Consider the following 24,682-nt stretch of genomic DNA (forward strand, 5'->3'; position numbering starts at 1 on the left):
CGCTCTGATAAACTTCGCCATGGACGGCTCCCCTCTTTGTGGCGCTCCGGCGACCACGTTTTGGCACTTGATGCCGTTCAGGTGGGGCCGTCCACAACATCATTGCGAGCGCAGCGAAGCAATCCAGTATCTTTCCGCGGGTCGCATTCTGGATTGCTTCGCTGCGCTCGCAATGACGGAGAATACGGGCCCTACGCCTCTTCCACGCCCGCCTCGTCCGGCGTGAAGTCATACACCGACGAGCAGAACTCGCAGGTCACGACGACCTTGTCGTCCTTGACCATCGCGGCGCGGTCGTCGGATGAGAAGCTCTTCAGCATCGATGCGACCGCATCGCGCGAGCACGAGCATTGCGCCTTCAGGACCATCGGATTGAACACGCGCACGCCGCGCTCGTGGAAGAGACGGTAGAGCAGCCGCTCGCCGGAGAGTTCGGGATCGATCAGCTCGACGTCTTCGACGGTCTCGATCAGCGAACGCGCCTCGACCCAGGCGTCATCTTCAGCGACGCTGTGCGCCTCGACTCCATCAGGCGCATCGCCGGGATGCAGATCGGCCTGCCGCGCGCGCTCGGGCGCCTTCGGCAGGAACTGCATCAGCATGCCACCGGCGCGCCAGCGATGCTTGCCGCCGTCGTTCGAGCGCCACTCCTCGCCGACCGCGAGGCGCACGCGCGTCGGGATCTGCTCGGAGCGCAGGAAATATTCATGGGCGGCGTCTTCCAGGCTGCCGCCCTCGAGCGCGACAAGGCCCTGGTAGCGGCTCATGTCGGGGCCCTGGTCGATGGTCATGGCGAGATGGCCGCGACCGAGCAGCGTGCCGGAATTCATGCCAGATTCTTTGGCATCGCCGAGGCGCGCGGCGTCGAAGCGCGCATAGGCGCGCAGGCGATCCGGCGCCATGTAGTCGACGACCAGGAACGACACCGGACCGTCGGTCTGGGCCTGGAGAATGAAACGGCCCTCGAATTTCAGCGCCGTGCCGAGCAGCGTCGTCAGCACGATGGCCTCGCCGAGCAGCTTGCCGACCGGTGCCGGATAATCGTGCTTGGTCAGGATCTCGTCGAGCGCGGGCCCGAGCCGCACCAGGCGCCCGCGCACGTCGAGCGCGTCGACCTCGTAGGGCAGCACGGCGTCATCGATGGGAACCGCTGATGGTGCGCGAACCGGGCCTTCAGGCCCGGTTTTCATGTCTGGGGATTGGAAAACCATGGCGCTCTATCTGGGGTCGGAGGGTCGGAAATGGAAGGGGGCGTGTTCCGGACGTGATTGTGGTTGCACAGCGTTACCACAAACTCGATGTCGTCCCGGACAAGCGTAAGCGCAGATCCGGGACCCATAACCACAGGATTACATCATAGCGCGAGATGACAACTCCGAGCCCTCGTCACACGACGTCCTGTGGCTATGGATCCCGGATCAGCGCGCGCTTTTTGGCGCGCTTGTCCGGGACGACAGCGGAGGGTGGCGCAGCCACCCGCTCCATCGTCCGCGCTACTTCACCGCGTCAAAGCACCAGGCCAGAATGCCCTTCTGCGCATGCAGACGGTTTTCCGCCTCGTCGAACACGACCGATTGCGGGCCGTCGATCACTTCATCCGTGACCTCCTCGCCGCGATGGGCGGGCAGGCAGTGCATGAACAGCGCGTCGGGCTTGGCCAGCGACATCAGCTGCGCATTGACCTGGTAGGGCTTGAGCACGTTGTGACGATGCTCGCCCTCCTTGTCGCCCATCGACACCCAGGTGTCGGTGACGACGCAATCGGCGCCCTTCACGGCGGCTTCCGGATCGGTGCCGAGCACGATCGACGCGCCTGACGTCTTGATGAAGTCGCGCATCGCCTTTTTCGGCGCGAGCTCCGGCGGGGTGGCGACATTGAGCTGGAACTTGAAGCGCTCGGCGGCGTGGGCCCAGGACGCCAGCACGTTGTTGTCGTCGCCGGTCCAGGCCACCGTCTTGCCCTCGATCGGGCCGCGATGCTCCTCATAGGTCATGAGGTCGGCCATCACCTGGCAGGGATGCGAGCGCCGCGTCAGGCCGTTGATGACGGGCACGGTCGCATACGCTGCAAGCTCCAGCAGGGCATCGTGATTGAGGATGCGGATCATGATGGCGTCGACATAACGCGACAGCACCCGCGCGGTGTCGGCGATGGTCTCGCCGCGACCGAGCTGCATCTCGGCGCCGGTGAGCATGATGGGCTCGCCGCCGAGCTGGCGCATGGCGACGTCGAACGACACGCGCGTCCGCGTCGAGGGGCGCTCGAAGATCATCGCCAGCGTCTTGCCTTCGAGTGGCCTGACCGGCTGATGCGCCTTCTGCTTCGCCTTCATGGCGGAGGAGGCTGCGAGCATGCTCTTGAGCTCCGACAGCGGCAGCTCGTTGATGTCGAGGAAGTGCTTCGGGGACTTGCTCATCAGCTTGCCGCCCGCTTGGTCTGGCTGGACGAGATTGCCGCGCAGGCGCGCTCGAGCCGCCCGACGCTGTCCTCGATCTCGGCTTCGGTGACGATCAAGGGCGGCAGGAAACGCACGACATTGTCGCCGGCGCCAACCGTGAGCAATTTTTCATTGCGCAGCGCCGCGACCAGATCACCCGACGGCACCACGGCCTTGATGCCGATCAGGAGGCCCTCGCCGCGCACTTCGCTGACGACATCGGGGTGACGGTCGATCACGGAGGCGAGCTTCTGCTTGAGCAGCAGCGACATCTTCTGCACGTGGTCGAAGAAGCCGGGCTTGAGCATGACGTCGAGCACCGCGTTCGCAGCCGCGATCGCCAGCGGATTGCCGCCGAAGGTCGAGCCATGCGAGCCAGGCCCCATGCCAGCGGCCGCGTCGGCAGTCGCCAGCACCGCGCCGATCGGGAAGCCGCCGCCCAGTGCCTTGGCCAGCGACATCACGTCAGGCATGACGCCGGTGCGCCTGTGGGCGAAGAGATCGCCGGTGCGGCCCATGCCGGTCTGCACCTCGTCGAACGCGAGCAGCAAGCCCTTCTCATCGCAGAGCTGGCGCAACGCCCTCAGGAAAGAAGGCGTCGCCGACCGCACGCCGCCCTCGCCCTGGATCGGCTCGATCAGAATGCCGGCGGTCTGCGGACCGATCGCCTTCTTCACCGCCTCGATGTCGCCATGCGGCACCTGGTCGAAGCCGTCCATCGGCGGACCGAAACCTTCGAGATATTTTGCAGATCCCGTTGCAGCCAACGTCGCCAGCGTGCGGCCGTGGAAGGCGCCCTCGAAGGTGATCATGCGGTAGCGCTCCGGATGCCCCTTGGAGAAGTGGTGATGGCGGACCAGCTTGATCACGCCCTCCAGCGCTTCGGCGCCGGAATTGCAGAAGAACACGAAGTCCGCGAAGCTCTCATTGCAGAGCCGGTTCGCGAGCTTCTCGCCATCCGGGCTCTGGAACAGGTTCGACATGTGCCAGAGCTTGGTCGCCTGCTCCTGCAACGCCTTGACCAGCGCGGGATGGGCGTGGCCGAGCGCGTTCACCGCGACACCGGAGGTGAAATCGAGATAGCGATCACCATTGGTCGCGATGAGCCAGCAGCCTTCGCCGCGCTCGAAGCCGAGGTCGGCCCTGGCGAAAACGGGAAGCAGATGCGGCGCGGCGCTGTTGGTCATGACGATCACTTGGATGTTGCATTTGGATGTTGGGACCAGCCTGGTTTGCCTTGCGCAGCGCACCATCGACCGGTCCGGAAAACGAAACGTGCCGCCTTTTAAGGGCGGCACGTGACACTATCTTATGCCTGGCAAGGCGGGTGTCAATGCCACTGGAAAGCCTCGGGAAACGCTGAATCCGTAGTCTTGCGGTGCCGATTTTGCGCGTTTCCACCACGGAACATGTGGAAGCGAGTCGGCGGACTCTTGCGCGGGAGTCACGCCATATTGTAGCGTTTGCCCTGTCAGATACGACATCTCGTGCAGCGGTTCTGATCTCTAAGTCCTCATGTACCGGCGTAAACGTTCGGGCGCACTTCGTGCACCCGGCGAGCCTTAAGGGATTCTGGCGGCACGGGTTTTTCAAGGCTTAGGCATTCGCTGCAAGGCCCCGATATGGCGGCGCGCAGCGAGGGAAAGGGTGCAATGACGGTTTTGACCTGGTCCGACGATCGCGTCGAACAGCTTAAAAAGCTCTGGGAGGCCGGACTTTCGGCCAGCCAGATCGCAGCTGAGCTCGGCAATGTGACCCGCAATGCCGTGATCGGCAAGGTGCACAGGCTCGGCCTGTCCGGCCGCGCCAAGAGCCCTTCATCGGCAGCGCCCCGGCCGCGCAAGGCGCGTCCCGCGCAGCACATGATGCGGGTGAGCCGTCCGATCTCGCGCGGCAACACCGCGCTGGCGCAGGCCTTCGAGGTCGAGGTGGAGGCCGAACCGGTCACCTACGACAACGTGGTGCCGATGAGCCAGCGGCTGTCGCTGCTGGAGCTGAACGAGGCGACCTGCCACTGGCCGGTCGGCGATCCCTCGAGCCCAGACTTCTTCTTCTGCGGCGGCAAGGCGCTCTCCGGCCTGCCCTATTGCGCCCAGCACTCGCGCGTCGCCTACCAGCCGGCAGCAGATCGCCGCCGCGCACCGGCGAAGCCGGGACCGCGGTGAGTTAGACGGATTTAGCTGACTGCAACGACGGCAGCCGTCACACGATGACGGCTCAAGACGTCCGATGTCGCCCCGGACAAGCGCGCCTGAAGCGCGCGCAGATCCAGGACCCATAGCCAACGACAGATGTGGTTACGGGGACTCGGAGTTACCTTTTTCGCACAACAACCACGCCCTGTCGTTAGGGGTCCCGGATCTGCTCTTCGCTGCAGACAACGCTGCGCGTTGCCTGCAGCTTCGCTTGTCCGGGACGACGGCTGAGATTATGGCCGCGGCCAAACTCAAGCCTGCGTCCCAACCCTCACACCTGCTCCGCCTTCGCAAAGCGATCATCCAGCGCGTAGCCGGCGCCGCGGACGGTGCGGATCGGGTCCTGCTCGCGGCCGAGATTGAGCAGCTTGCGCAGGCGGCCGATATGGACGTCGACGGTGCGCTCGTCGATGTAGATGTCGCGGCCCCAGACGCTGTCGAGCAGCTGCTCGCGCGAGAACACGCGGCCGGGATGTTCCAGGAAGAACTCCAGGAGGCGATATTCGGTCGGACCGAGATCGATCGGCCGGCCCGAGCGCGCCACGCGGCGCTTGTCGCGGTCGAGCTCGATGTCGCCATAGGCGAGCACGGTGGCGAGCCGCTCGGGGCTGGCCCGCCGCAAGAGCCCCTTCACGCGCGCCAGCAGCTCCGGCACCGAGAATGGCTTGACGATGTAGTCATCGGCGCCGGTCGCAAGACCGCGCACCCGCTCGCTCTCCTCGCCGCGCGCGGTGAGCATGATGATCGGGAGCTGCTTGGTCTCGGGACGGGTCCGCAACCGCCGGCACAGCTCGATGCCGGAGAGCCCCGGCAGCATCCAGTCCAGCACGATCAGATCGGGGATGTGCTCCTTGAGACGAGTGTCGGCGTCATCGCCGCGCATCACCGTCTCGACGTCATAGCCGTCGCCTTCGAGGTTGTAGCGGAGAAGCTCGGTGAGAGCTTCCTCGTCCTCAACCACCATAATGCGTGCGCCCATGGTGTCGTCGCTCCTTAGGTGTTCGGAATCGTCGTGGCGAAGGTCGTCATGTCGCCCTTCGGCCGCTTGTCGGTGATCGCCTGACCCTCGATCATGTAGAACACGGTCTCGGCGATGTTGGTGGCGTGGTCGCCGATCCGCTCGATGTTCTTGGCGCAGAACATCAGATGAATGCAGAACGAGATGTTGCGCGGATCCTCCATCATGTAGGTGAGGAGCTCACGGAACAGCGAGGTGCAGATGGCGTCGACTTCCTCGTCGCCCTTCCACACCGCCATCGCCGCCGGCAGATCGTGCGCGGCATAGGCGTCCAGCACCGACTTGACCTGCTGCTGCACGAGATCGGTCATGTGCTCGAGGCCGCGGAACAGCTTGAGCGGATGGAAGTCCGTCTCCAGCGCCGCGACGCGCTTGCCCATGTTCTTGGCGAGGTCGCCGATCCGCTCGAGGTCGGTCGCAACGCGCATGGCGCCGACGATCTCGCGCAAATCGACCGCCATCGGCTGGCGGCGGGCGATGGTGAGCACGGCGCGCTCCTCGATGCGCTTCTGCAGCGCATCGAGCTCGGCGTCGGTGGTGACGACGCGCTGGCCGAGCGCGACGTCGCGGCGGATCAGCGCGTCGACGGAATCGACGATCATGCGCTCGGCAATGCCGCCCATCTCGGCGACCAGGCGGGTGAGCTCCTGGAGGTCGGTGTCGAAAGCCTTTGCGGTATGTTCAGAACCCATGTCCCGTCTCCTCAGCCGAACCGGCCGGTGATGTAATCCTGCGTGCGCCGGTCGGTCGGCGACGTGAAGATCTTGCTGGTGTCGTCGAACTCGATCAGCTCGCCGAGATACATGAAGGCGGTCTTGTCGGAGACGCGCGCCGCCTGCTGCATGTTGTGGGTGACGATCGCGATCGTGTAGTTCTCCGACAGCTCCTGGATCAGCTCCTCGACCTTGGCGGTCGAGATCGGGTCGAGCGCCGAGCAGGGCTCGTCGAACAGGATCACCTCGGGCCGCACCGCAACGGTGCGGGCAATGCAGAGGCGCTGCTGCTGGCCACCGGAGAGCGACAGGCCGGAGGCGTTGAGCTTGTCCTTGACCTCGTTCCACAGCGCGCCGCCGCGCAGCGCCTTCTCGACGCGGTCGTCCATCTCGGACTTCGAGATCTTCTCGTAGAGACGGATGCCGAAGGCGATGTTCTCGTAGATCGTCATCGGGAACGGCGTCGGCTTCTGGAAGACCATGCCGACGCGCGCGCGCAGCAAATTGAGGTCCAGCCTGGGATCGAGGATGTTGGTCTGGTCGAGCATCAGCTGGCCGGTGACGCGCTGGCCCGGATAGAGATCGTACATCCGGTTGAAGATGCGCAGCAGGGTGGACTTGCCGCAGCCGGACGGGCCGATGAACGCGGTGACGCGGTTGGCGCCGAGCGTCAGGTTGATGTTCTTCAGCGCGTGGTGCTCGCCGTAATAGAAGTTGAGGTTGCGCACCGTCACCTTGGCGGGCGCTTCCGGCAGCGGCTGCTGCAACGCCAGATGCGCGTTCGAACTCACGGATACGGACAGGTCGGTCATTTTGCAGTCCTCTCGGCGCCAAGGATGCGCGCGCCAATGTTCAGGGCAAGCACGGTGATCGTGATCAGCAGCGCGCCGCTCCAGGCGAGCTGCTTCCAGTAGGCGTAGGGGCTCTGGACGAAATTGTTGATGGTCACAGGCAGGTTCGCCATCGTCTTGTTCAGGCCGAGGCTGAAGAACTGGTTCGACAGCGCGGTGAAGAGCAGCGGCGCGGTCTCGCCGGCGACGCGGGCGGTGGCGAGCAGCACGCCGGTAATGAGACCCGACCGGGCGGCACGGTAGGCGATGCGCTTGATCACCAGCGAACGCGGCAGGCCGAGCGCCGAGGCCGCCTCGCGCAGCGCGTTCGGCACCAGCAGCAGCATGTCCTCGGTGGTGCGCAGTACGACCGGGATGACGATGACCGCGAGCGCGAGGGAGCCTGCGATCGCCGAGAAGCCGCGCATCGGCACCACCACCGCGCCGTAGATGAACAGGCCGATGATGATCGAGGGCGCCGAGAGCAGGATGTCGTTGATGAAGCGGATCACCGAGGTCAGCTTGTCGTTGCGGCCGTACTCGGCGAGGTAGGTGCCGGCGAACAGGCCGAGCGGCGCGCCGATGCCGACGCCGATCACCGTCATGATCAGCGAGCCGACGATGGCGTTGCGCAGGCCACCCTCGGTCGAGCCCGGCGGCGGCGTGTCCGCGGCGAAGAGCTCCAGGTTCAGGCCGGCCAGGCCGTTGTAGAGCAGCGTGATCAGGATCAGTGCCAGCCAGGTGACGCCGAAGGCGGCGGCGGCGATGCAGAGCCCGCGGACCACGATGTCCTTGCGGCGGCGGCGTGCGTAAATCGGGTTCATGTTACTTCCCCGCCTTCTTTTCGAGACGCAGCAGCATCAGCCGCGCGCCTGCGAGCACGAAGAACGTCAGCACGAAGAGCAGGAGACCGAGCAGGATCAGGCCGGACTGGTGCAGGCCGTCACTCTCGGCGAACTCGGATGCGATCGCCGCCGAGATCGTGGTGCCCGGGGCGAAGATCGACGAGGAGATGCGGAACGAGTTGCCGATGATGAAGGTCACCGCCATGGTCTCGCCGAGCGCGCGGCCCAGCGCCAGCATGACGCCGCCGATGATGCCGACGCGGGTGTAGGGGATCACCACGCTGCGGACGACTTCCCAGGTGGTGCAGCCGACGCCGTAGGCGGCTTCCTTCAGCACCGGCGGCACCGTCTTGAACACGTCGACCGAGATCGAGGTGATGAAGGGCAGCACCATGATGGCGAGGATCAGCGCGGCGTTGAACAGGCTGAGATAGGACGGGGGCCCCGCGAAGATCGCGCCCAGCACGGGGACGCCGTCGAAGATCTTGATCATGAAGGGCTGGAAGGTGTTGGCCAGGAACGGACCCAACACGAAGAAGCCCCACATGCCGTAAATGATCGAGGGAATGCCGGCGAGCAGCTCGACCGCCATGCCGATCGGGCGGCGCAGCCATTGCGGGCAGAGCTCGGTGAGGAAGATCGCAATGCCGAGACCGACCGGAATGGCGATCAGCATCGCGATGAAGGAGGTGACGAGCGTGCCGTACATCGGCCCGAGCGCGCCGAGCACGGGCGGATCCGCCGACGGCGCCCAGCGCTGCGTCCACAGGAAGGCGAAGCCGTATTCCTTCATCGCCGGGAAGGCCCCGACGATCAGCGACAGGATGATGCCGCCGAGGATGAGAAGCACCGAGATCGCGGAGAGCCGCGTGATCCAGTAGAAGGTGAGATCGCCGAGCTTGAACGCGCTCAAGGCTTTTGCGCGATCATACGGTCCGGCGTCGTCGATTACGTCGCTCTGAACAGCCATCTCAGCCACGCCGATCCCCTGTACCCGTTTATATACGCTTGTTTTTGGTCTCGTGCCCCGGATGCGGTGCAGCGCGAAGCGGTGCGACGCTGATCCGGGGCCTAGCGTTTGTGGGTCCCGGCTCTGCGGAGCGGCATTTCATGCCGCACCGCGTCCGGGACACGAGAGAAGAGCGTCTTAGCTCTTGATCTCGGCAGCCCAGGTCTTCTCGATCAGGGTCACGACGCCTTCGGGCATCGGGATGTAGTCGAGTTCTTCGGCCGCCTTGCCGCCGCTCTTGAAGGCCCAGCGGAAGAACTTGATGGCTTCCTGCGAGGCCGCCTTGTCGGTGGCGTCCTTGTGCATGAGGATGAAGGTCGCCGCGGTGATCGGCCAGGACTTCTCGCCGGGCTGGTCGGTCAGGATGACGTAGTAGCCCGGAGCCTTGGCCCAGTCGGCGTTGGAGGCGGCCGCCTGGAAGGCTTCGACCGTCGGCTGCACCGGCTTGCCGGCCTTGTTGACGAGGCCGGTATAGGTCAGCTTGTTCTGCTTGGCATAGGCGTACTCGACGTAACCGATCGAGTTCTTGGTCTGGCTGATGTTGCCCGACACGCCTTCGTTGCCCTTGGCGCCGACGCCGACCGGCCACTCGACCGCAGTGCCCTCACCGACCTTGCTCTTCCAGTCCGCGCTGGCCTTGGCGAGGTAGTTGGTGAAGTTGAAGGTGGTGCCCGAGCCGTCCGAGCGGCGGACCACGGTGATCGCCTCCGACGGCAGCTTCAGGTTCGGATTGAGCTTCTTGATCGCGGCGTCGTCCCACTTGGTGATCTTGCCGAGATAGATGCTGGCCAGGGTCTCGCCGTCGAACACCATCTCGCCGGGCTTCACGCCCTCGATGTTGACGACCGGGACGATGGCGCCCATCACCATCGGCCACTGGACGAGGCCGTCCTTCTCGAGCTGCTCGGCCTTGAGCGGCGCGTCGCTGGCGCCGAAGGTCACGGTCTTGGCCTGGATCTGCTTGATGCCGCCGCCGGAGCCGATCGACTGGTAGTTCAGACCGTTACCGGTCTCCTTTTTGTAGGCATCAGCCCACTTCGAATAGATCGGGAACGGGAATGTCGCACCGGCACCGGTGATGTCGGCAGCAAAGGCCGCCGTCGCCGATGCGGCGACCAAGCCAGCAGCGACGATAGTTTTGAGGAAATTCATGCTGGTCTCCATACAGGGGAGCGAAGCGCCATCCGCGCCCGATCGCGCTCCCCGTGCCGCCCCTTTAGGAGCGGTCGGCTGTGCTTTTACGAAGGTTTCGTGACAGCTGGATGACACCCACAAGCGATTGAAATCGCTCGAAGATCAGGTCGATGTCGGGGTCTTCGCCTGGGGAAAACAGGCGGTAAAAGTGGCGCCCTGCTTGGGCACGCTTTCGATCAAAAGCCGGCCGCGATGGCGGTTAAGAATATGTTTCACCAGCGATAATCCGAGCCCCGTGCCGCCCTGCGAGCGGCTGTCGCCGACATCGACCCGGTAGAAGCGCTCGGTCAGCCGCGGCAGGTGCTCGGGCGCGATGCCGGGGCCGAAATCCCGGACCATGACCCGGATTTCCTGAGTTCCATCAGTGGCCGGGCTCGATGTCAGCGACACGATGACGCGACCACCCGAAGCACCGTATTTGAGCGCGTTCTCGATCAGGTTTTCGAACAGGCGGAGCAGCTCCTCGCGGTCGCCCGCGATCATCACCGGCGTATCAGGCAGATGGGTCTCGACCTCGACCTGGCGTTCCCGCGCCAGCGGCTCGAGCCCATCGGCGACCTGGAAGATGATCGGCAAGAGGTCGACCAGGGTGTCCGGCCGCACATGGGCCGACAGCTCGACCCGTGACAGCGAGAGCAGATCGTCGATCAGGCGCGCCATGCGGGTGGCCTGGTTGTGCATGATGCCGAGGAAGCGCTCGCGCGCCTTCGGATCGTCCTTGGCCTGGCCCTGCAGCGTGTCGATGAAGCCGGATAGCGCGGCGAGCGGCGTGCGCAGTTCGTGGCTGGCATTGGCGACGAAGTCGGCGCGCATCTCCTCGACCCGGCGCAGCGGCGTCTGGTCGTGGAAGGTCATCAGCATGCATTTGTCGGCGCCGCCGAAGCTGGTCGGCACCGGTACCGGCGTGATCGTGAGCTCCATCCAGCGATCGACCGGGACATGATCGAGATAACTCGCGCGGCGCGGCTCCGTGGTCGCGATCGACTCGCGCAGCGCCGTGATGATCTCCGGCGAACGCAGCGCGAACTGGGCGAGCTCGTTGCGGCGCAACGCAGGCGCGAGCTGGGCGGCGGCGGCATTGAGATGGATGACCCGGCCGGCACGGTCGAGCAGGACGGCCGGATCCGGCATGCCGGCGACGACCGCCGCCACCGCCGCGCTCTCAACCGGGTTGATGCGCCTGGCGTCGTCGCGCGAGGCCGCGGGATCGTGCAGACGCCACGGAATCAGCGCCGCGGCTGAGATACAGAGGAACACGATCGCGGCGTGCAGCGCCGACAATTCGCCGAGCGAGACCACGATCGACAGCGCCAGCGCCGCGGCGATCAGGATGATCGTCGAGTGCCGCAGCCGGTCGGACCAGGGCTGGGCGGAGGAAGACGATGGAGCGTCGATCGCCATCGGGGCGGGCTTCTCCTAAGGGGCTTTTGCGCCGGTCAGGCGCCGCTGTCGCTGCGCTCTCTCACATAGGCGGCTTCAGGCGCCGGACCGGGGTCGAGCTTGAGCGCTGCCTGCTGCAGGCGCTTCGATCGTGCGCCGATTATAACTTCGCGAAACGTCAGCAAGATTACAGATATGACGAAGGGGGACAGATAATAGAGGACGCGGAACAGCAGCATGCCGCCGAGAAGCTCCTCCCGGTCCATCTGCCAGAGGCCGACCAGCATGGCGGCGTCGAACACCCCCAGGCCCCCGGGCGAATGGCTGGCAAAGCCGAGCAGGGTGGCCGAGACGAAGATCACCGCGACCACCACGAAGCCGAGATTGGGCTCGTCCGGGACCAGCACGTACATCGCGAGCGCGCAGAAGCCGAGATCGAGGATGCCGATGCCGATCTGGAGCAAGGTCAGCGGGCCGCCCGGCAGCACCACCGTCCAGGGTCCGCGGCCGACCACGCGCGGCTGGGTCCAGACCCAGACCACATAAGCGACCAGCCCCGCGATGATCATCATCGCCAGCGCCCGGTTCAGCCAGGGCGGCAGCTGGTCGATCGAGGCCGCCGCCTCCGGATGATAGGAGATGCCGAGGCCGAGCACGGCGGCATTGCCGAGCCAGAAGGTCAGGCCGGCGAGGAAGCAGATCTTGGCGACGTCGATCGCGTTCAGCCCATAGGCCGAATAGATGCGGTAGCGCACCGCGCCGCCGGTGAAGACGCTGGCGCCGACATTGTGGCCGATCGAATAGCTGGTGAAGGCCGCGAGCGCATTGATGCGATAGGGCACATGGGCATGGCCAATCGCGCGCACCGCAAAAAGATCGTAGAAGGTCAGGGTGAAATAGCCCGCGGCCACGAACAGCGCGGCCATCGCAATCTGGCTCGGCTCGGTGCTCTTGATCGCTTCGATCACCTCGTTGACGTCGATGCCGCGCAGCATGTGGTAGAGCACATAGCAAGCGATGCCGATGACCGCGACGCTGATCACAACTCCCAGCTTATGCAGGATTTGCTTCTGGCGCAGAAACGACATCGCCCTGCGTATGGCTTCCAGCATCTAGACCTCGAACAACGCTTCAGCGGCCAGGGTGGCCGGCGAACAGGCAGACGACGCACAGGCACTCAACGAACCCTCGCCGCCGGCTCCGGCATCGCGCATGCCCCCTGCCCTTCCACTAGCGCGTTTTCGGGCCGAGTGGAATTCGGCAATTCGAACAAAAACTCGTGCCTTCAATATTTTAGGCAGGGTTGCGGGCTCCTGATGCACGGTTTGGCGCTTCCGGCGGCACGGCCCCGGGGCGAATCTCCATGGCAATCCTGCGCAGGCGCCATGAAGTTTTGATGATTTCGGCCGCACAATGTTCCTTCACGGCTTAAGCCGACGTCAATCTATGGGCCGCGGCCGCCTGTTGAAAGAGGGGGCGACACCGGGGGTCTTGTTGCGCGCCCGACAGGCGCCTGCCTCCCCCTTGGGGCCGAAGATCAGGCCGCCGGCATGCTGCGCGCGACCACCCGGTCGCGCAGCCAGGCGCCGATGGTGCAGCCGACCAGATAGCAGGCGAACATGATCAGGCCGAGATCGAGCCAGTAGCCGAAGCGGCCGGGGACGACATGGGCGAACGAGGCCCCGACCAGGGCGGCGGCCAGCAGCGCGAGCCAGCGCGCGGCCACCCTGGAGGTGCCGTTGCCGCGCTGGACCACCGAGATCCAGCCCATGCAAAAGCCGAGCAGCAGGGAGCCGATCAGCCAGCCCAGATGGAACGAGACGAGATAGGGCATCGTCACCTCACCAGAAATTCGATGCGGCGGTTCTGCGCCTTGCCGTCATCGGTGTCGTTGCCGGCGACGGGCTGCGTGCTGCCATGGCCGACCGCGGTGAAGCGGCTGGCGGGCAAGCCGGCCTTGACCAGATAATCGATCACCGCCTGTGCGCGCTTCTCCGAGAGGGCCTGGTTGAAGGCATCCTCACCGTCGGCATCGGTATGCCCGGCGACCTCGATATTGGTGGTGGGGCAGCGCAGCGCCGTCTCGATGAGATGATCGAGAATGCCGGCGGAATCCGGATCGATGTCGGCGCGCTTGGTTGCGAAGCGGATCTTGCCCTTGGTCAGGAGTTCCGAGAACAGTTGCTGGCACACGCTGCCGTCGACGGGGCCTGCCGCGGGCTTCACCGTGATTTCCGGGTTGTACTGCCAGTTTTTCGGAAAGTCCTTGCCCAGGCCTGCGCGGATGTCGTTGGCGGCACCTTCATAGAGTGCATCGCCAGACAGCTTCACCTCGCGGTCGGACACGACCAGCGTGCCTGTCGACAGTCGCGACAGCGCGCCGAGCGCCGCGACCACGGCAGGGTTGAAGGAGCCGGGTGCGCCGATACTGGCCTTGAGATTGTCGACGACCTTTTCGTTGAAGAATTTCCGCGACGCGCTGGTGGCGATCGCCGCGTGGACGTTGTTGTCGGGAACATAGCCGGTCAGCGTCACCGTCGCCGCCACCGGATCCTTGTAGGCCTGGAAGACGTAGGGCGGCGCCTTGACGTCGTTGGCGGCGATCGTAAAGCCCTCGGGCAGGTTCTTGAGCGCGGCAGCGATCGCCTCGCGGCCGCCGAGCTCGCGCGCCATGCCCGACAGATTGACCTTGGTGTCCGTTATCGTGATCTTGCCGTCCTTGAGCTTGCCGATCTGGTCGAGCAGCAGCATCGCAGCCGCCTCGAACCGCGGCGGCGCGCCGCGCGCCAGCCCCATCTGATCGGCGACCTCGACCCCGCCGACCTCCTTGCGGGCCGCTTCGGTCAGGCGGCCCTTCATCGACGGCAAGGGCGCGCTGCCTGACAGCGTCACCCGCACCACGTCGCGCTCGGCATTCCAGACGAAGGGTTTTGCCTCGGGAACAAGGCGGGTCCGGTCGTCGACCAGGCGCACGCCGGGGACAGTCTCGACCGCCGCTACGGCGTCGCGGCGCCCCTCCTCGGAAAAGGCCTCCGCCGCCAGGCTGACGTCGCGGCCGTCCACCGCGATCCGGGTCTTGTCCAGAACGGTATCCTTCAGCGCCGCCGAGCTCCGGGCGGACAGGTCCGCCTCGACCGGCAAGGTATTATTCCAGGCCGCAAATCCCCACATGACGGCCAGGGGGATCAGCCCCGGCCACCATTTGCTGGCCCACCTGAAAAGCTTCTGCATTCGACGACCCGAACTCTGGAACCGGAGACAAAACAAACCCTTGGCGGGCTGTCAAACCGGAAATGGCGGCCCTCCCAAGGCCTTTGCGTGGACAATTGGAATAACTTTTTCTTCAAGGGTCCTTCCGTAAGCTGGGAACGGAATGCCCGGGGGTCCGCCAGCCTGCAATGAAACAACTGCGCAACAACGTCATCCGCGCCGGGCTGGGCGCGCTCTATTTCAGTGGAGCGCACCATTTGCTGCGTCCGCTGCTGTCGGGCGTCGGGGCCATTTTCATGCTGCACCACGTGCGGCCGGCCCGCGAGGGCGCATTCCAGCCGAACCGGCACCTCGAGGTCACCCCGGAATTCCTGCGCGCGACCCTGAGCCATCTGCGCTCGCGCGAGATCGACATCGTCGGCATGGACGAGCTGCATGAGCGGCTGGTGCAGGGCCGGTTCGACCGCCGCTTCGCCGCCTTCACCCTCGACGACGGCTATCGCGACAATCTGGATTTTGCACTGCCGGTGCTGCGCGAATTTGACGCGCCGCTGGCGGTCTATGTCGCCAGCGATTTCGCCGAGGGCACCGGACGGCTGTGGTGGACCGCGCTGGAGGCGGTGATCGCCAAGGCCGAGCAGATCGAGGTGCAGGTCGGCAATGCCGCGCTACGGCTCGATGCGACGACGCCGGCCGCCAAGCAGGCGGCGTTCGACCGCCTGCACGACTGGCTGCGCGCACTCCCCGGCGATCACGATCTCAAGCGCGAGATCGAGGCGCTGTGCACGAGGTACGGCGTCGACATGGAAGCGCTGTGCCGAAGCCTCTGCTTGTCCTGGAACGAGGTGAAGACATTTGCCGCCGATCCGCTGGTCACGATCGGCGCGCACAGCATCAGCCATTGCAACCTCGCCAAGCAGAGCGAAGAGATCGCCGCGCAGGAGATGGCGGTGAGCCGCGCGCGGATCGAGCAGGCGCTCGGCCGCACCGTGCAGCACTTCGCCTATCCCTATGGCGACCGCGAAGCGGCGGGCGATCGCGAATTCGCCCTTGCCGCATCCGCCGGCTTCAAGACCGCGGTGACGACGCGGCCCGGCATGCTCTTCGCCGAGAACGCCGGCCACATGACAGCCTTGCCGCGCGTCTCGCTCAACGGCAACTACCAGGACACGCGCATCCTGCCGGTGCTGACCTCGGGCGCCGCGACCGCGATGTGGAACGGCTTTCGCCGGATCGCTGCGGCTTAACTGTCGTCCCGACGAAGGCCGGGACCCATACCGCGTGATCAGTCGTTGCGACCAGTAGACATATCGAACGACGAGTCTTCGTCAAACTGTGCCCTGTGGTTATGGGTCCCGGCCCCCCGTGCGCAATTGCGCACTAGGCCGGGACGACACCGAGTTATTGGGACTGCTGTCACACCACACTCGCATATCCTCAGCGCATTCCTTGACTCCCCTTCCCTCCCCGCCCAAAACATCGCCCAAACTCAGGGAGGCACCATGTTCAACGATCTGTTTTCGCTTAAAGGCCGCGTCGCGCTCGTGACCGGTGGCTCGCGCGGCATCGGCAAGATGATTGCGGCGGGATTCCTCAGCGCCGGCGCGGCGAAGGTCTACATCACCGCGCGCAAGGCAGGGCCGTGCGAGGCGACCGCGAACGAGCTCACCGCGCAATATGGCGGCCAGTGCATCGCGCTGCCGATCGACATCTCCACCGTCGAAGGCTGCGACAAGCTCGCGGGCGAACTCATCAAGCTGGAGCCGAAGCTCGACATCCTCGTCAACAATGCGGGAGCGGCCTGGGGCGCGGACTTCGACGAATTCCCCGAAAGCGGCTGGGACAAGGTGATGGACCTCAACGTCAAGTCGCTGTTCTTCCTGACCAAGGCGCTCGCCGCGCCGCTGCGCGCGGCAGCAAGCGCGGAGCGGCCCGCCAAGGTCATCAACATCGCCTCGGTCGACGGCATCTTCGTCAATCCGAGCGAGACCTATTCCTATGCTGCCAGCAAGGCCGCCGTGATTCATCTGACGCGGCGGATGGCGACGCGGCTGGTCAAGGACAACGTCAACGTCACCGCGATCGCGCCGGGCGCATTCAAATCCGACATGAACCGCGCCGCGCGCGATCATTCGGACGAGGTCGCAAAGCGCATTCCGGCGCGGCGGATCGGGACCGATGAGGACATGGCAGGCGTGGCGATCTATCTCGCCTCGCGGGCAGGTGATTACGTCGTCGGCAACACCATCGCCGTCGACGGCGGCGTGGTGTACGCGAATGCCGGACTGGAGATTGCGGGGTAGGCCGGTGGCCGCGGTACAGAGACCGCGCCTCACACACCGCCGTCATGCCCCGCGAAGGCGAGGCATCCAGTACGCCGCGGCCTCTCGGTTTGACAACGACCGCCTCTGGAATACTGGATCACCCGCCTTCGCGGGTGATGACAGTTTTCAGTACGGCAAGAGCATCAGACCCTAACGCCTACGACTCGATCTTCACGTACTCGAAATCGCCGGGCTTGTTGTCGATGCCGACTTTCGGCGGCGAGATCCACGACGCGAACTTGCCGGTCTCGGTGACGGGCTGCATCAGGGAGGAGATGAAGTCGCCGTCGGCCGTCGAGGGCAGCCACTCGTCCTTGCGCTTCGCCCAGGTGGCGTCGTCGATCAAAATGCCGTCGGGCGTGGCATGGACGTCCTTGAACTCGCCGATGTGGCGATGGAAGGCGACGTTCGGCAGCTTGAGCTGAAATGGATAGCCCGCGGTCGAGATCACCTTGTTCCAGCGCAGCATGCCCTTGACGCAATCCTGGCTGTAATCGTCGCGCAGGCGCATGTTGAGCGCGGTCAATGCCGGCTCGTCGACCAGCTTGATCTCGCCGTCGATGAACTTGAGCACCGGATAAGTCGCGTTCTTGAGCTGGTGATCGTCGTCGATCTGGGTCTCGTGATAGCGGCCCTTGATGCCGGTGTTGAAGGCATTGGCCGCGTTGGTCGAGACTTCGGAGCCAAAGAGATCAAGCGACAGCGTGTAGTGCAGGTTCAGCTTCTTCTGGATGGTCGGCAAGTCGATCACCCCGAGCGCACGGACCTTCGCGATATCGGTGGGATCGGTGATGCCGGCTTCGCGCATCGCATCGCAGGTGCGCTGCACGACGCGGGTGATGCCGGTCTCGCCGACGAACATGTGGTGCGCTTCCTCGGTCAGCATGAAGCGGCAGGTGCGCGACAGCGGATCGAAGCCCGACTGCGCCAGCGAGTGCAGCTGCATCTTGCCGTCGCGGTCGGTGAAATAGGTGAACATGAAGAAGGACAGCCAGTCCGGCGTCGCCTCGTTGAAGGCCCCGAGCATGCGCGGCGCATCGGCATCGCCGGAGCGGCGGCGCAGCAAATCGTCGGCTTCTTCACGTCCATCGCGACCAAAGTATTTCTGCAGCAGGTAGACCATCGCCCAGAGGTGGCGGCCTTCCTCGACATTGACCTGGAACAGGTTGCGCATGTCGTAGAGCGAGGGCGCGGTCTTGCCGAGATGGCGCTGCTGCTCGACGGAGGCGGGCTCGGTGTCGCCCTGGATCACGATCAGGCGGCGCAGCATGGCGCGATATTCGCCGGGGACTTCCTGCCAGGCCGGCTCGCCAAAATGCTCGCCGAACGGCACCACGCGGTTCTCTTCCTGCGGCGCCAGCAGAATGCCCCAGCGATAGTCGGGCATGCGGACGTAGTCGAACTTGGCCCAGCCGCGCGGGTCGACCGAATAGGCGGTGCGCAAATAGACCAGCGACTCCTGGAAACCCTCGGGGCCCATGTCGCTCCACCAGTCCATGTAGCCGGGATGCCATCCTTCCAGCGCCTTGAGCACCTGGCGGTCTTCGGCGAGATTCACGTTGTTGGGAATCTTGGTCGAGTAGTCGACGTTCATGATGTTCATGTTCATGGCCGTGCTCCTTGGTCTGTCCCGTGTCCCGGACGCAGTGCGGCGCGAAGTGCTGCACTGCTGAGCCGGGACCTATTGTCTGGTCCGTCTGGGTCCCGGTTCAGCGTCGCATCACTTCGTGCTGCGCCGCGCCCGGGACACGAAAATCGTTACACCCGCGTCATATCGAACTTCGGCTTCTGGCCGCTGCCGTAGCGGCGCAGTGCGCCTTCCTCGCCAACGGCGTTGGGGCGCTGGAAGATCCAGTTCTGCCAGGCGGTCAGGCGCGCGAAGATTTTTGATTCCATGGTCTCGGGACCGACGAAGCGCAGGCTCGCCTCCATGCCGGTGAGGCTGTCGGGCGAGAAGCTGGCGCGTTCTTCCAGGAATACGCGAACCTCGTCGTCCCAATCGATGTCGTCGAGCGCGAAGGTGACGAGGCCGAGCTCTTCCGCCTGCTCGGCGTCGAGCGCGGTGCCGAGGGTGGCCTCCGCGCGCTCGACATCGGACGGGTCGGCCTGGAAGCGCGATTCCAGCCGCGTCAGGCCATGGCTCATCGGATACGGGCCGAAATTCATCGCCGACAGTTCGATCGACGGCGGCGGGCGGTTGTCGCCCTGTCGGGTGCCGATCAGCATGTAGGAGCGGTCGGCGGCGAAGACGAGCTCGGCAAGCGTGCCGGCGAAGCAGGAGCCGGGCTCGACCAGCGTCACCAGCGTACGCGAGGTGACGTCGATGCGCTTCAGCACGCGCTTCCAATAGTGGCGGATTTCATTGACCAGCCAATGCGCCTTGTTGGCTTCGAGGAAGGCGTCGGAAGCGAGCACATGGGCGCGGTCGCCATGGCTCTTGAACACCAGCATGGCGATCTCGAGCTCGTTGATGCGCAAGTGCAGGATGGCGTCATCGATTTCGCGCGCGACCTGGAGCGGCCAGAACGCGGCGCCCTGCGCCATCATGCCGTCGATGTCGGCGGGCGGCGCTGCCTCAGGTGCCTTGATCGAGATGGTGGCGATGCGGGCCGTGCGATCGATATCGACCGTGACGAAGCCGTAGCGGATGCTGGTCTCGTCGATCACGCGCTTGAGCTGTGTCAGCGCGATGCCCTTGCCGCTGCCCTTGCGCTTCGAAGCCGCCGCAAATTCCTTGGCGCGCTCGGCAATCCTGGCCTCAAGCTTCGAGTTCGGCGCGATCTCGTCGACGAGGCGCCACTGCACCGCGCGCTTGCCCTTCACGCCTTCCTCGATGGTGCAGAAGAAATCGGCATGGTCGCGGCGCACCTTGCGCTTGTCGACAACGCGCGTGAGACCGCCGGTGCCCGGCAGCACCGCGAGCAGCGGCACTTCGGGCAGCGCGACGGCAGACGCGCCATCATCGGCGAGGATGATGTGATCGGTTGCGAGCGCCAGCTCGTAGCCACCGCCGGCGGCGGAGCCGTTCACGACGGTGATGAAACGCTGGCCGGAATTCTCCGAGGAATCTTCCATGCCGTTGCGGGTCTCGTTGGTGAACTTGCAGAAGTTCACCTTGTGGGCATGCGTGGAGCCCGCGAGCATGCGGATGTTGGCGCCGGCACAGAACACGCGGTTCTTGGCCGAGCGCATCAGCACGACCTTCACTTCTGGGTGCTCGAAGCGCAGGCGCTGGACCACGTCGGCCAGCTCGATGTCGACGCCGAGATCGTAGGAATTGAGCTTGAGCAGATAGCCCTCGAACAGGCCGCCGTTCTCGTCGACGTCCATGGTCAGCGTCGCGACGTCGCCATCGACCGCGAGCTTCCAGTGCTTGTAGCGGGACGGTTCGGTCTGGAAATCGATGAATGTCGCGCCGCCTGCGAGGCGCCGATCTTCCCCGGCCATGGGCCACCCTTGCTTGATTATGAGCTTCGGTTTTAACCGTTAGATGCACAATAGTGCATCTTTTGGAGCGAGTCTAGTCCTTAACGGTCAATGCATGCACTTTGTTGCACATTATAACGATGACAAAGCAAGACGCTTCAGATATACATCAGCCCGTTCCGGACCCTTCGTCTGGGGCTGGCGCGCCCACAACTGTAATGGTCGATGCGGGGATGAGAGCCGTGAGGGCAAAAAACTATGCCCTCTGGGAAAGCTCATCCCCTGACGATATTTCTAGCCTTGTCTGCGCAATTTACGCAGCCATGCGCGCCGCTTCACAGAACGGGGACGACAGCGGCATCTAGCGCATCGCTAGACTCAAACATTAGTTGCACCACCTCGGGAAACTTTAGGTCGGAGCCGACGATGCTTTTTCCTTTATCGGCGTGGCTATAGGAGAGGTCACGCCACGTAACCGGTGGTGATGCCGGGTTACGAATGTCGATCCCGCCATGCGCTATAGAATTGCGGACGACGCGGGAGAAGTTCAAAGGTGCTGGCCAATTGATTGCTTCGCCGACATTCGCCGTTAGCCACACATTGTAGCGCTCAAAGAACATCAAAAAGATCGGCGCAATCACATGGCCAAGCGTGTTGGCAAGCCCGTCCGTCTCGTATGAATCGCGGATTCCTGGCATTGGATTATCGAGCAATGCGCGTGTGGTAATAATTCCGATATCAATTGAGGTCGGTTTTTTGTTTGCTAGTGCGTGCTCCAAGACCCCTCCCAATGGGAAGAGAAATCCAAGGTCGCCCCATCGGGTTAGCGAGTGCATGACCGGATTGGGGGTCAGGAAAGCAGCCGCTGGCTCGCGTACTTTCAATGCACTGGCATAACAAACAGCGGATAACATGATCAGGAAGTCAAAAATTGGATCATATAGTCGATCTCCGGGCCGTATGATACGGGAAGCGTCAGCTTGAGCTTTTGGAAGTTCGGTCATGGTGAAGCAACCCACGAAGGAAATTGAATTTCATCCCGACGCGATGGAACGATTTGAGCGCGCTGCAAAAGTGGTGGCCAAAAGTCCGCCACAGCATCGGGTGACGAAGAAGAAAGCGACCGCAAAGAAAAAGAAGCCTTCGCGCAAGCCATGAATATTCAGATTATTGTTCGTGACGCCAATCACTATCGATTGGACTCTGATCGGGTCTATGAATCACTACGCAAGCGCACGGCCACGGAATGTAAACGTGACGATCGCCAACCTCTTGCAGAATTCCTCCTCTTTCTTTTACGGATTCGAGAACGCCTGACACGTCCCCGTTCTCTACGGTGACAGTTACGTTAGCGCTTGCTGGCGTGTCATCCCGGTCGCGAAATGTTGCACTATAGAAAGTGATGCACATGGGTTCGCCAATGTTGGCGACATCTTTTGCATAGTCTGCAAGATTGATGATGGTCACACCGCATTCCTCTACTTGGTATTGAGCTTTGGCTTTGGTTTCGGCCCCTTACTCTTCCATCGTAAGAAACGCAGCGCTTTATGTTTGAACGTCTTTGCGGTTAGGCCGTCGATAGGTCAGGCGCTTGCCAACGATGCCCTTGGCGAGTTCGGTAGCACGCTCAGTATCGGTCACGCCTAGCGCGGTACGGTTGTTGTGGCGAAAGTCGAACTCCGCCAGATAGCGGTGCAGATGCTTCTCGCTGCAATGCTGGTAGGTGCCGAGCATGCCGCGCTTGAATACGCTGAAGTAGCTTTCAATGGTGTTGGTGGTGATCTTGATGTCACCGTCAACGCGGACGTATTCATCCTCTTGGTGGTTGACCGTATCGTGGCGTGAGAACTCAGCGCCAAGCTTGTCGTAAATCTTAGCTTGGTCGGTCATCAGATGTGCCTCTTTCGAGATGTTGGCGCGGACAATGGGCGCAACTTCGCCAACGGTCGCATTGGCAACGTGGAAGCTGCGGACCTTGCCGGTCTCGCGATCAAGCAATGAAAGCACGGTGTTCTTGTGAGCCGCACCGCCGCGCTTCTTCTTAACGCCCTTGAGGCGGCCAATATACGTTTCGTCAACTTCGACCGCGCCGCCAACCTCGCCCATCGGGGGAAGCATGCCGCCTTCGCGCATTGCTTCACGCAGGCGATGCATAAGGAACCAAGTCGATTTGTACGAAATGCCCAGCATACGGTGGATCTGATGGGCGCTGATGCCTTTCTTGGAAGCGGTCATCAGGAACAGCGCTGCGAGCCATTTGGTCAGCGGAATTTTGGAGCGCTCGAAAACGGTGTTCACGGTCACGGTGAACTGCTGGCGGCACTCAGGTTCGTTGCACTGGTACACGCCCGGACGGTGCGCCTTGCCTTCAAGCTTGGTGATCTTCTCTTGATCGGCGTTGCCGCAATGCGGGCAAACCCGACCGTTCGCCCAAACGCGGGCTTCCAGCCATTCGCGGGCTGCGGTCTCGTCAAGGAAGATCGGGTTTTTGAGAAGATCGGTCATCGGGTTGCTCCAATGACCGGAAACTACCTATGGCAGTCTGCTTTGTCAAGGTTATAATGTGCACTTTGTTTCATGAGCGCCTAGGACCGCACGGTCGCCCTGAGCACGATCCAGTCCGCCTTGGAGAGCTGCAAGCGGCCAAGCTTGGCCTGGACCAGCGCCGCCAGGGCGGCGACCGGAAAGCTCTCGACGAAGCCGTCGCCGGTCGCTGCCGCCTTGCGCGAGCTCAGCGCCCGCAGCTCGACCTGGGCATCGCCGAACAGGCGCGCGGCCGAATGCAGCCTCTGCATGCGCAGGCGCAGATTGGCACTGGCAATGTGGATGCAGGCGCGCAGCAGAATGCGCTCGCGGCCGCCCTGCGGTGCTGCGGCCCAGACCGCTTCCAGCACCTCCTGCGCCTCCCAGAAATAACCGCGGTCGTTGAGCGCGAGTCCGTAGCGCAGCGCCGGATGGCGCGCGGGCACGTAGCCGCGAAAGGCCGAGGGCACCAACGCCTTGGCTAGGTCGAGCGTTTCGTAATCCGCATCGGCCCGGCCGGTCTCGCCCGGCACATAGGCCCATCGCGGCCACGGCAACGGGCCGGTGACATGTGAAGGCACATTCACAGATGTGCCTCCGCATGTTCATGCGGCGCGTCCCTGAAGTCCCTGATCGTCGCGCAGGGCCGCTTTTGCAAATTGCTCAATCGCGTCAAGCGTCGCCCCCGGCGCTTCACGATGCGGGGAATGGCCCGCGTCTGAAATGACTTTCAAATCTACCGGACAGTAACACTCTTCCTGCGCAATTTCGACCTGACGCAATGTCCCATACTGGTCGTCCGCACCTTGCAGGACCATGACGGGAACGCGGATATAGGCGAGATATTCCGAGATGTCCCAGTCGCGGAATTTCGGATCGAGCCAGGCGGCGTTCCAGCCGTAGAAGGCATTGTCGACGTCCTTGTGCCAGCGCACGAGTTTTGTCTTGAGGTCGGTGGTCTCATAGGCGGTCTTGATCTCCGCAATCGACTTCACCGAGATGTCCTCGACGATGAAGTGCGGCGCGATCAACGCAACACCCTGCAAACGATGATCCTGGTGTGACCCGGCATAGATCGTCGCGATCGAGGCGCCGTCGGAATGGCCCAGCAGCAGGCCGCGCTTGAAGGGAATCGCATCGAGGATCTTCGGTAGCACATCCAGCGCCTCACGCTGCATGTAATCTAGCGGCCGCGGCAGCGTCGCCGGGCTCGACTGGCCATAGCCCGCGCGCGAATAGACGAAGATGCCGGCGCCGGTGGCCTGTTGGAGCTTTTCCGGAAAATCGTTCCACAGACCGACGGAGCCGAGGCCTTCGTGCAGCATGACGATGGTCGGCGCTTCAGCAGATTGCGGCGCGAGCCATTTGTATTCGAGGCTGGCGCCATCGATGCTGTGGAAGCCGGCGGGGGTGAGGTTGGTCATGAGCATTCTTCTTTTAGCGATCGGACAAGATGCTTCGGCGGTCTCAGTCGTTCCCTCCCCCCTTGTGGGGGAGGGCTAGGGAGGGGGGTGCCACACGGGGACTCCCAGTGCGACGGAGAACACTAGCGCGCGACAATCAAGACCGTTTGCTCG

The 24,682-nt window shown here is 63.8% G+C and carries 23 protein-coding genes; 4 read left to right on the forward strand and 19 right to left on the reverse strand.

Annotated features, from left to right (window positions below; genetic code table 11):
- Positions 1 to 191: 191 nt before the first annotated feature.
- The 3 genes from RAD15_RS41595 to RAD15_RS41605 all read right to left on the reverse strand — a co-directional run bounded on the left by RAD15_RS41595 (position 192) and on the right by RAD15_RS41605 (position 3,625).
- A complete protein-coding gene (locus tag RAD15_RS41595) occupies positions 192 to 1,211 on the reverse strand; it encodes an Hsp33 family molecular chaperone (protein ID WP_458184498.1) in 1,020 nt (339 codons plus the stop codon).
- Between the two features lie 282 nt (positions 1,212 to 1,493).
- Positions 1,494 to 2,417, reverse strand: a complete 924-nt coding sequence (argF, locus tag RAD15_RS41600) for an ornithine carbamoyltransferase (protein ID WP_458184499.1) — start codon at positions 2,415 to 2,417, stop codon at positions 1,494 to 1,496.
- Positions 2,417 to 3,625: an acetylornithine transaminase gene (locus RAD15_RS41605; protein ID WP_458184500.1), complete on the reverse strand. Its 1,209-nt coding sequence runs from the start codon at positions 3,623 to 3,625 to the stop codon at positions 2,417 to 2,419. The genes argF and RAD15_RS41605 overlap by 1 nt, the downstream gene beginning before the upstream one ends.
- Positions 3,626 to 4,090: 465 nt before the next feature.
- Between RAD15_RS41605 and RAD15_RS41610 the strand changes: the two genes are divergently transcribed.
- On the forward strand, positions 4,091 to 4,603 hold the full coding sequence (locus RAD15_RS41610; RefSeq protein ID WP_456619597.1) for a GcrA family cell cycle regulator: 513 nt from the start codon (positions 4,091 to 4,093) through the stop codon (positions 4,601 to 4,603).
- A 301-nt stretch (positions 4,604 to 4,904) separates the two neighbouring features.
- Here the strand turns inward: RAD15_RS41610 and phoB are convergent, their stop codons facing one another.
- The 10 genes from phoB to RAD15_RS41660 form a co-directional block, all read right to left on the reverse strand.
- Complete coding sequence (phoB, locus tag RAD15_RS41615; protein ID WP_458184501.1) at positions 4,905 to 5,612, reverse strand: phosphate regulon transcriptional regulator PhoB; 708 nt, start codon at positions 5,610 to 5,612, stop codon at positions 4,905 to 4,907.
- A 14-nt stretch (positions 5,613 to 5,626) separates the two neighbouring features.
- Positions 5,627 to 6,343 (reverse strand): phosphate signaling complex protein PhoU, encoded by a 717-nt coding sequence (gene phoU / locus RAD15_RS41620; protein ID WP_458184502.1) that lies wholly within the window; start codon positions 6,341 to 6,343, stop codon positions 5,627 to 5,629.
- Between the two features lie 11 nt (positions 6,344 to 6,354).
- Positions 6,355 to 7,176 (reverse strand): phosphate ABC transporter ATP-binding protein PstB, encoded by an 822-nt coding sequence (gene pstB / locus RAD15_RS41625; RefSeq protein WP_458184503.1) that lies wholly within the window; start codon positions 7,174 to 7,176, stop codon positions 6,355 to 6,357.
- Positions 7,173 to 8,018: a phosphate ABC transporter permease PstA gene (gene pstA / locus RAD15_RS41630; RefSeq protein WP_458184504.1), complete on the reverse strand. Its 846-nt coding sequence runs from the start codon at positions 8,016 to 8,018 to the stop codon at positions 7,173 to 7,175. Before pstA ends, pstB begins: the two co-directional genes overlap by 4 nt.
- Position 8,019: 1 nt before the next feature.
- Positions 8,020 to 9,009, reverse strand: coding sequence for a phosphate ABC transporter permease subunit PstC (gene pstC, locus RAD15_RS41635; protein WP_458184526.1), 990 nt, complete (start codon positions 9,007 to 9,009; stop codon positions 8,020 to 8,022).
- 177 nt (positions 9,010 to 9,186) lie between these two features.
- Positions 9,187 to 10,200 carry a phosphate ABC transporter substrate-binding protein PstS gene (gene pstS, locus RAD15_RS41640; RefSeq protein ID WP_458184505.1) on the reverse strand — a complete coding sequence of 338 codons (1,014 nt, stop codon included), beginning with the start codon at positions 10,198 to 10,200 and terminating at the stop codon, positions 9,187 to 9,189.
- A 144-nt stretch (positions 10,201 to 10,344) separates the two neighbouring features.
- Complete coding sequence (locus RAD15_RS41645; protein WP_458184506.1) at positions 10,345 to 11,643, reverse strand: ATP-binding protein; 1,299 nt, start codon at positions 11,641 to 11,643, stop codon at positions 10,345 to 10,347.
- Positions 11,644 to 11,678: 35 nt separating this feature from the next.
- Positions 11,679 to 12,734, reverse strand: a complete 1,056-nt coding sequence (locus RAD15_RS41650) for a lysylphosphatidylglycerol synthase domain-containing protein (RefSeq protein ID WP_458184507.1) — start codon at positions 12,732 to 12,734, stop codon at positions 11,679 to 11,681.
- Between the two features lie 425 nt (positions 12,735 to 13,159).
- Positions 13,160 to 13,456: a hypothetical protein gene (locus RAD15_RS41655; protein ID WP_458184508.1), complete on the reverse strand. Its 297-nt coding sequence runs from the start codon at positions 13,454 to 13,456 to the stop codon at positions 13,160 to 13,162.
- A 2-nt stretch (positions 13,457 to 13,458) separates the two neighbouring features.
- Positions 13,459 to 14,853, reverse strand: coding sequence for an OmpA family protein (locus RAD15_RS41660; RefSeq protein ID WP_458184509.1), 1,395 nt, complete (start codon positions 14,851 to 14,853; stop codon positions 13,459 to 13,461).
- Positions 14,854 to 15,020: 167 nt separating this feature from the next.
- Here RAD15_RS41660 and RAD15_RS41665 point away from each other — a divergent pair, with 167 nt between their 5' ends.
- Together RAD15_RS41665 and RAD15_RS41670 are read left to right on the forward strand one after the other, a co-directional pair.
- Positions 15,021 to 16,079, forward strand: coding sequence for a polysaccharide deacetylase family protein (locus RAD15_RS41665; protein ID WP_458184510.1), 1,059 nt, complete (start codon positions 15,021 to 15,023; stop codon positions 16,077 to 16,079).
- Positions 16,080 to 16,334: 255 nt separating this feature from the next.
- Entirely contained in the window at positions 16,335 to 17,135 is an 801-nt protein-coding gene (locus RAD15_RS41670; RefSeq protein ID WP_458184511.1) for an SDR family oxidoreductase, read from the forward strand.
- Positions 17,136 to 17,313: 178 nt separating this feature from the next.
- On the opposite strand, the gene boxB is transcribed toward RAD15_RS41670, so the two are convergent.
- The 3 genes from boxB to RAD15_RS41685 all read right to left on the reverse strand — a co-directional run bounded on the left by boxB (position 17,314) and on the right by RAD15_RS41685 (position 21,586).
- The gene (gene boxB / locus RAD15_RS41675) at positions 17,314 to 18,765 is read right to left on the reverse strand and encodes a benzoyl-CoA 2,3-epoxidase subunit BoxB (protein WP_458184512.1); all 1,452 of its coding nucleotides are present in this window, start codon (positions 18,763 to 18,765) and stop codon (positions 17,314 to 17,316) included.
- Between the two features lie 149 nt (positions 18,766 to 18,914).
- The gene (gene boxC, locus RAD15_RS41680) at positions 18,915 to 20,603 is read right to left on the reverse strand and encodes a 2,3-epoxybenzoyl-CoA dihydrolase (protein WP_458184513.1); all 1,689 of its coding nucleotides are present in this window, start codon (positions 20,601 to 20,603) and stop codon (positions 18,915 to 18,917) included.
- A 314-nt stretch (positions 20,604 to 20,917) separates the two neighbouring features.
- Positions 20,918 to 21,586, reverse strand: a complete 669-nt coding sequence (locus RAD15_RS41685; RefSeq protein ID WP_458184514.1) for a hypothetical protein — start codon at positions 21,584 to 21,586, stop codon at positions 20,918 to 20,920.
- Here RAD15_RS41685 and RAD15_RS41690 point away from each other — a divergent pair.
- On the forward strand, positions 21,585 to 21,740 hold the full coding sequence (locus tag RAD15_RS41690; protein ID WP_458184515.1) for a hypothetical protein: 156 nt from the start codon (positions 21,585 to 21,587) through the stop codon (positions 21,738 to 21,740). The two genes, RAD15_RS41685 and RAD15_RS41690, sit on opposite strands and share 2 nt — an antisense overlap.
- A gap of 387 nt (positions 21,741 to 22,127) precedes the next feature.
- Here the strand turns inward: RAD15_RS41690 and RAD15_RS41695 are convergent, their stop codons facing one another.
- From RAD15_RS41695 to RAD15_RS41705, 3 genes are all read right to left on the reverse strand, one after another.
- Positions 22,128 to 23,087: an IS1595 family transposase gene (locus RAD15_RS41695; protein ID WP_458184516.1), complete on the reverse strand. Its 960-nt coding sequence runs from the start codon at positions 23,085 to 23,087 to the stop codon at positions 22,128 to 22,130.
- Between the two features lie 80 nt (positions 23,088 to 23,167).
- Complete coding sequence (locus RAD15_RS41700) at positions 23,168 to 23,692, reverse strand: DUF309 domain-containing protein (RefSeq protein WP_458184517.1); 525 nt, start codon at positions 23,690 to 23,692, stop codon at positions 23,168 to 23,170.
- 18 nt (positions 23,693 to 23,710) lie between these two features.
- Positions 23,711 to 24,529: an alpha/beta fold hydrolase gene (locus tag RAD15_RS41705; RefSeq protein WP_458184518.1), complete on the reverse strand. Its 819-nt coding sequence runs from the start codon at positions 24,527 to 24,529 to the stop codon at positions 23,711 to 23,713.
- Positions 24,530 to 24,682 lie beyond the last annotated feature (153 nt).

The sequence above is a fragment of the Bradyrhizobium sp. 14AA genome, assembly GCF_054185205.1.

Bases quoted from the DNA above. Each gene is read 5' to 3' on its own strand.
- RAD15_RS41705 (WP_458184518.1), bottom strand. From the start codon at position 24,529: ATGACCAACCTCACCCCCGCCGGCTTCCACAGCATCGATGGCGCCAGC.
- RAD15_RS41645 (WP_458184506.1), bottom strand. From the start codon at position 11,643: ATGGCGATCGACGCTCCATCGTCTTCCTCCGCCCAGCCCTGGTCCGAC.
- RAD15_RS41685 (WP_458184514.1), bottom strand. From the start codon at position 21,586: ATGACCGAACTTCCAAAAGCTCAAGCTGACGCTTCCCGTATCATACGG.
- pstB (WP_458184503.1), bottom strand. From the start codon at position 7,176: ATGACCGACCTGTCCGTATCCGTGAGTTCGAACGCGCATCTGGCGTTG.
- RAD15_RS41595 (WP_458184498.1), bottom strand. From the start codon at position 1,211: ATGGTTTTCCAATCCCCAGACATGAAAACCGGGCCTGAAGGCCCGGTT.
- RAD15_RS41670 (WP_458184511.1), top strand. From the start codon at position 16,335: ATGTTCAACGATCTGTTTTCGCTTAAAGGCCGCGTCGCGCTCGTGACC.
- boxB (WP_458184512.1), bottom strand. From the start codon at position 18,765: ATGAACATGAACATCATGAACGTCGACTACTCGACCAAGATTCCCAAC.
- phoB (WP_458184501.1), bottom strand. From the start codon at position 5,612: ATGGGCGCACGCATTATGGTGGTTGAGGACGAGGAAGCTCTCACCGAG.
- argF (WP_458184499.1), bottom strand. From the start codon at position 2,417: ATGAGCAAGTCCCCGAAGCACTTCCTCGACATCAACGAGCTGCCGCTG.
- RAD15_RS41665 (WP_458184510.1), top strand. From the start codon at position 15,021: ATGAAACAACTGCGCAACAACGTCATCCGCGCCGGGCTGGGCGCGCTC.
- pstS (WP_458184505.1), bottom strand. From the start codon at position 10,200: ATGAATTTCCTCAAAACTATCGTCGCTGCTGGCTTGGTCGCCGCATCG.
- RAD15_RS41655 (WP_458184508.1), bottom strand. From the start codon at position 13,456: ATGCCCTATCTCGTCTCGTTCCATCTGGGCTGGCTGATCGGCTCCCTG.
- RAD15_RS41690 (WP_458184515.1), top strand. From the start codon at position 21,585: ATGGTGAAGCAACCCACGAAGGAAATTGAATTTCATCCCGACGCGATG.
- RAD15_RS41660 (WP_458184509.1), bottom strand. From the start codon at position 14,853: ATGCAGAAGCTTTTCAGGTGGGCCAGCAAATGGTGGCCGGGGCTGATC.
- RAD15_RS41610 (WP_456619597.1), top strand. From the start codon at position 4,091: ATGACGGTTTTGACCTGGTCCGACGATCGCGTCGAACAGCTTAAAAAG.
- pstA (WP_458184504.1), bottom strand. From the start codon at position 8,018: ATGAACCCGATTTACGCACGCCGCCGCCGCAAGGACATCGTGGTCCGC.
- RAD15_RS41605 (WP_458184500.1), bottom strand. From the start codon at position 3,625: ATGACCAACAGCGCCGCGCCGCATCTGCTTCCCGTTTTCGCCAGGGCC.
- boxC (WP_458184513.1), bottom strand. From the start codon at position 20,603: ATGGCCGGGGAAGATCGGCGCCTCGCAGGCGGCGCGACATTCATCGAT.
- RAD15_RS41650 (WP_458184507.1), bottom strand. From the start codon at position 12,734: ATGCTGGAAGCCATACGCAGGGCGATGTCGTTTCTGCGCCAGAAGCAA.
- phoU (WP_458184502.1), bottom strand. From the start codon at position 6,343: ATGGGTTCTGAACATACCGCAAAGGCTTTCGACACCGACCTCCAGGAG.
- pstC (WP_458184526.1), bottom strand. From the start codon at position 9,009: ATGGCTGTTCAGAGCGACGTAATCGACGACGCCGGACCGTATGATCGC.
- RAD15_RS41695 (WP_458184516.1), bottom strand. From the start codon at position 23,087: ATGACCGATCTTCTCAAAAACCCGATCTTCCTTGACGAGACCGCAGCC.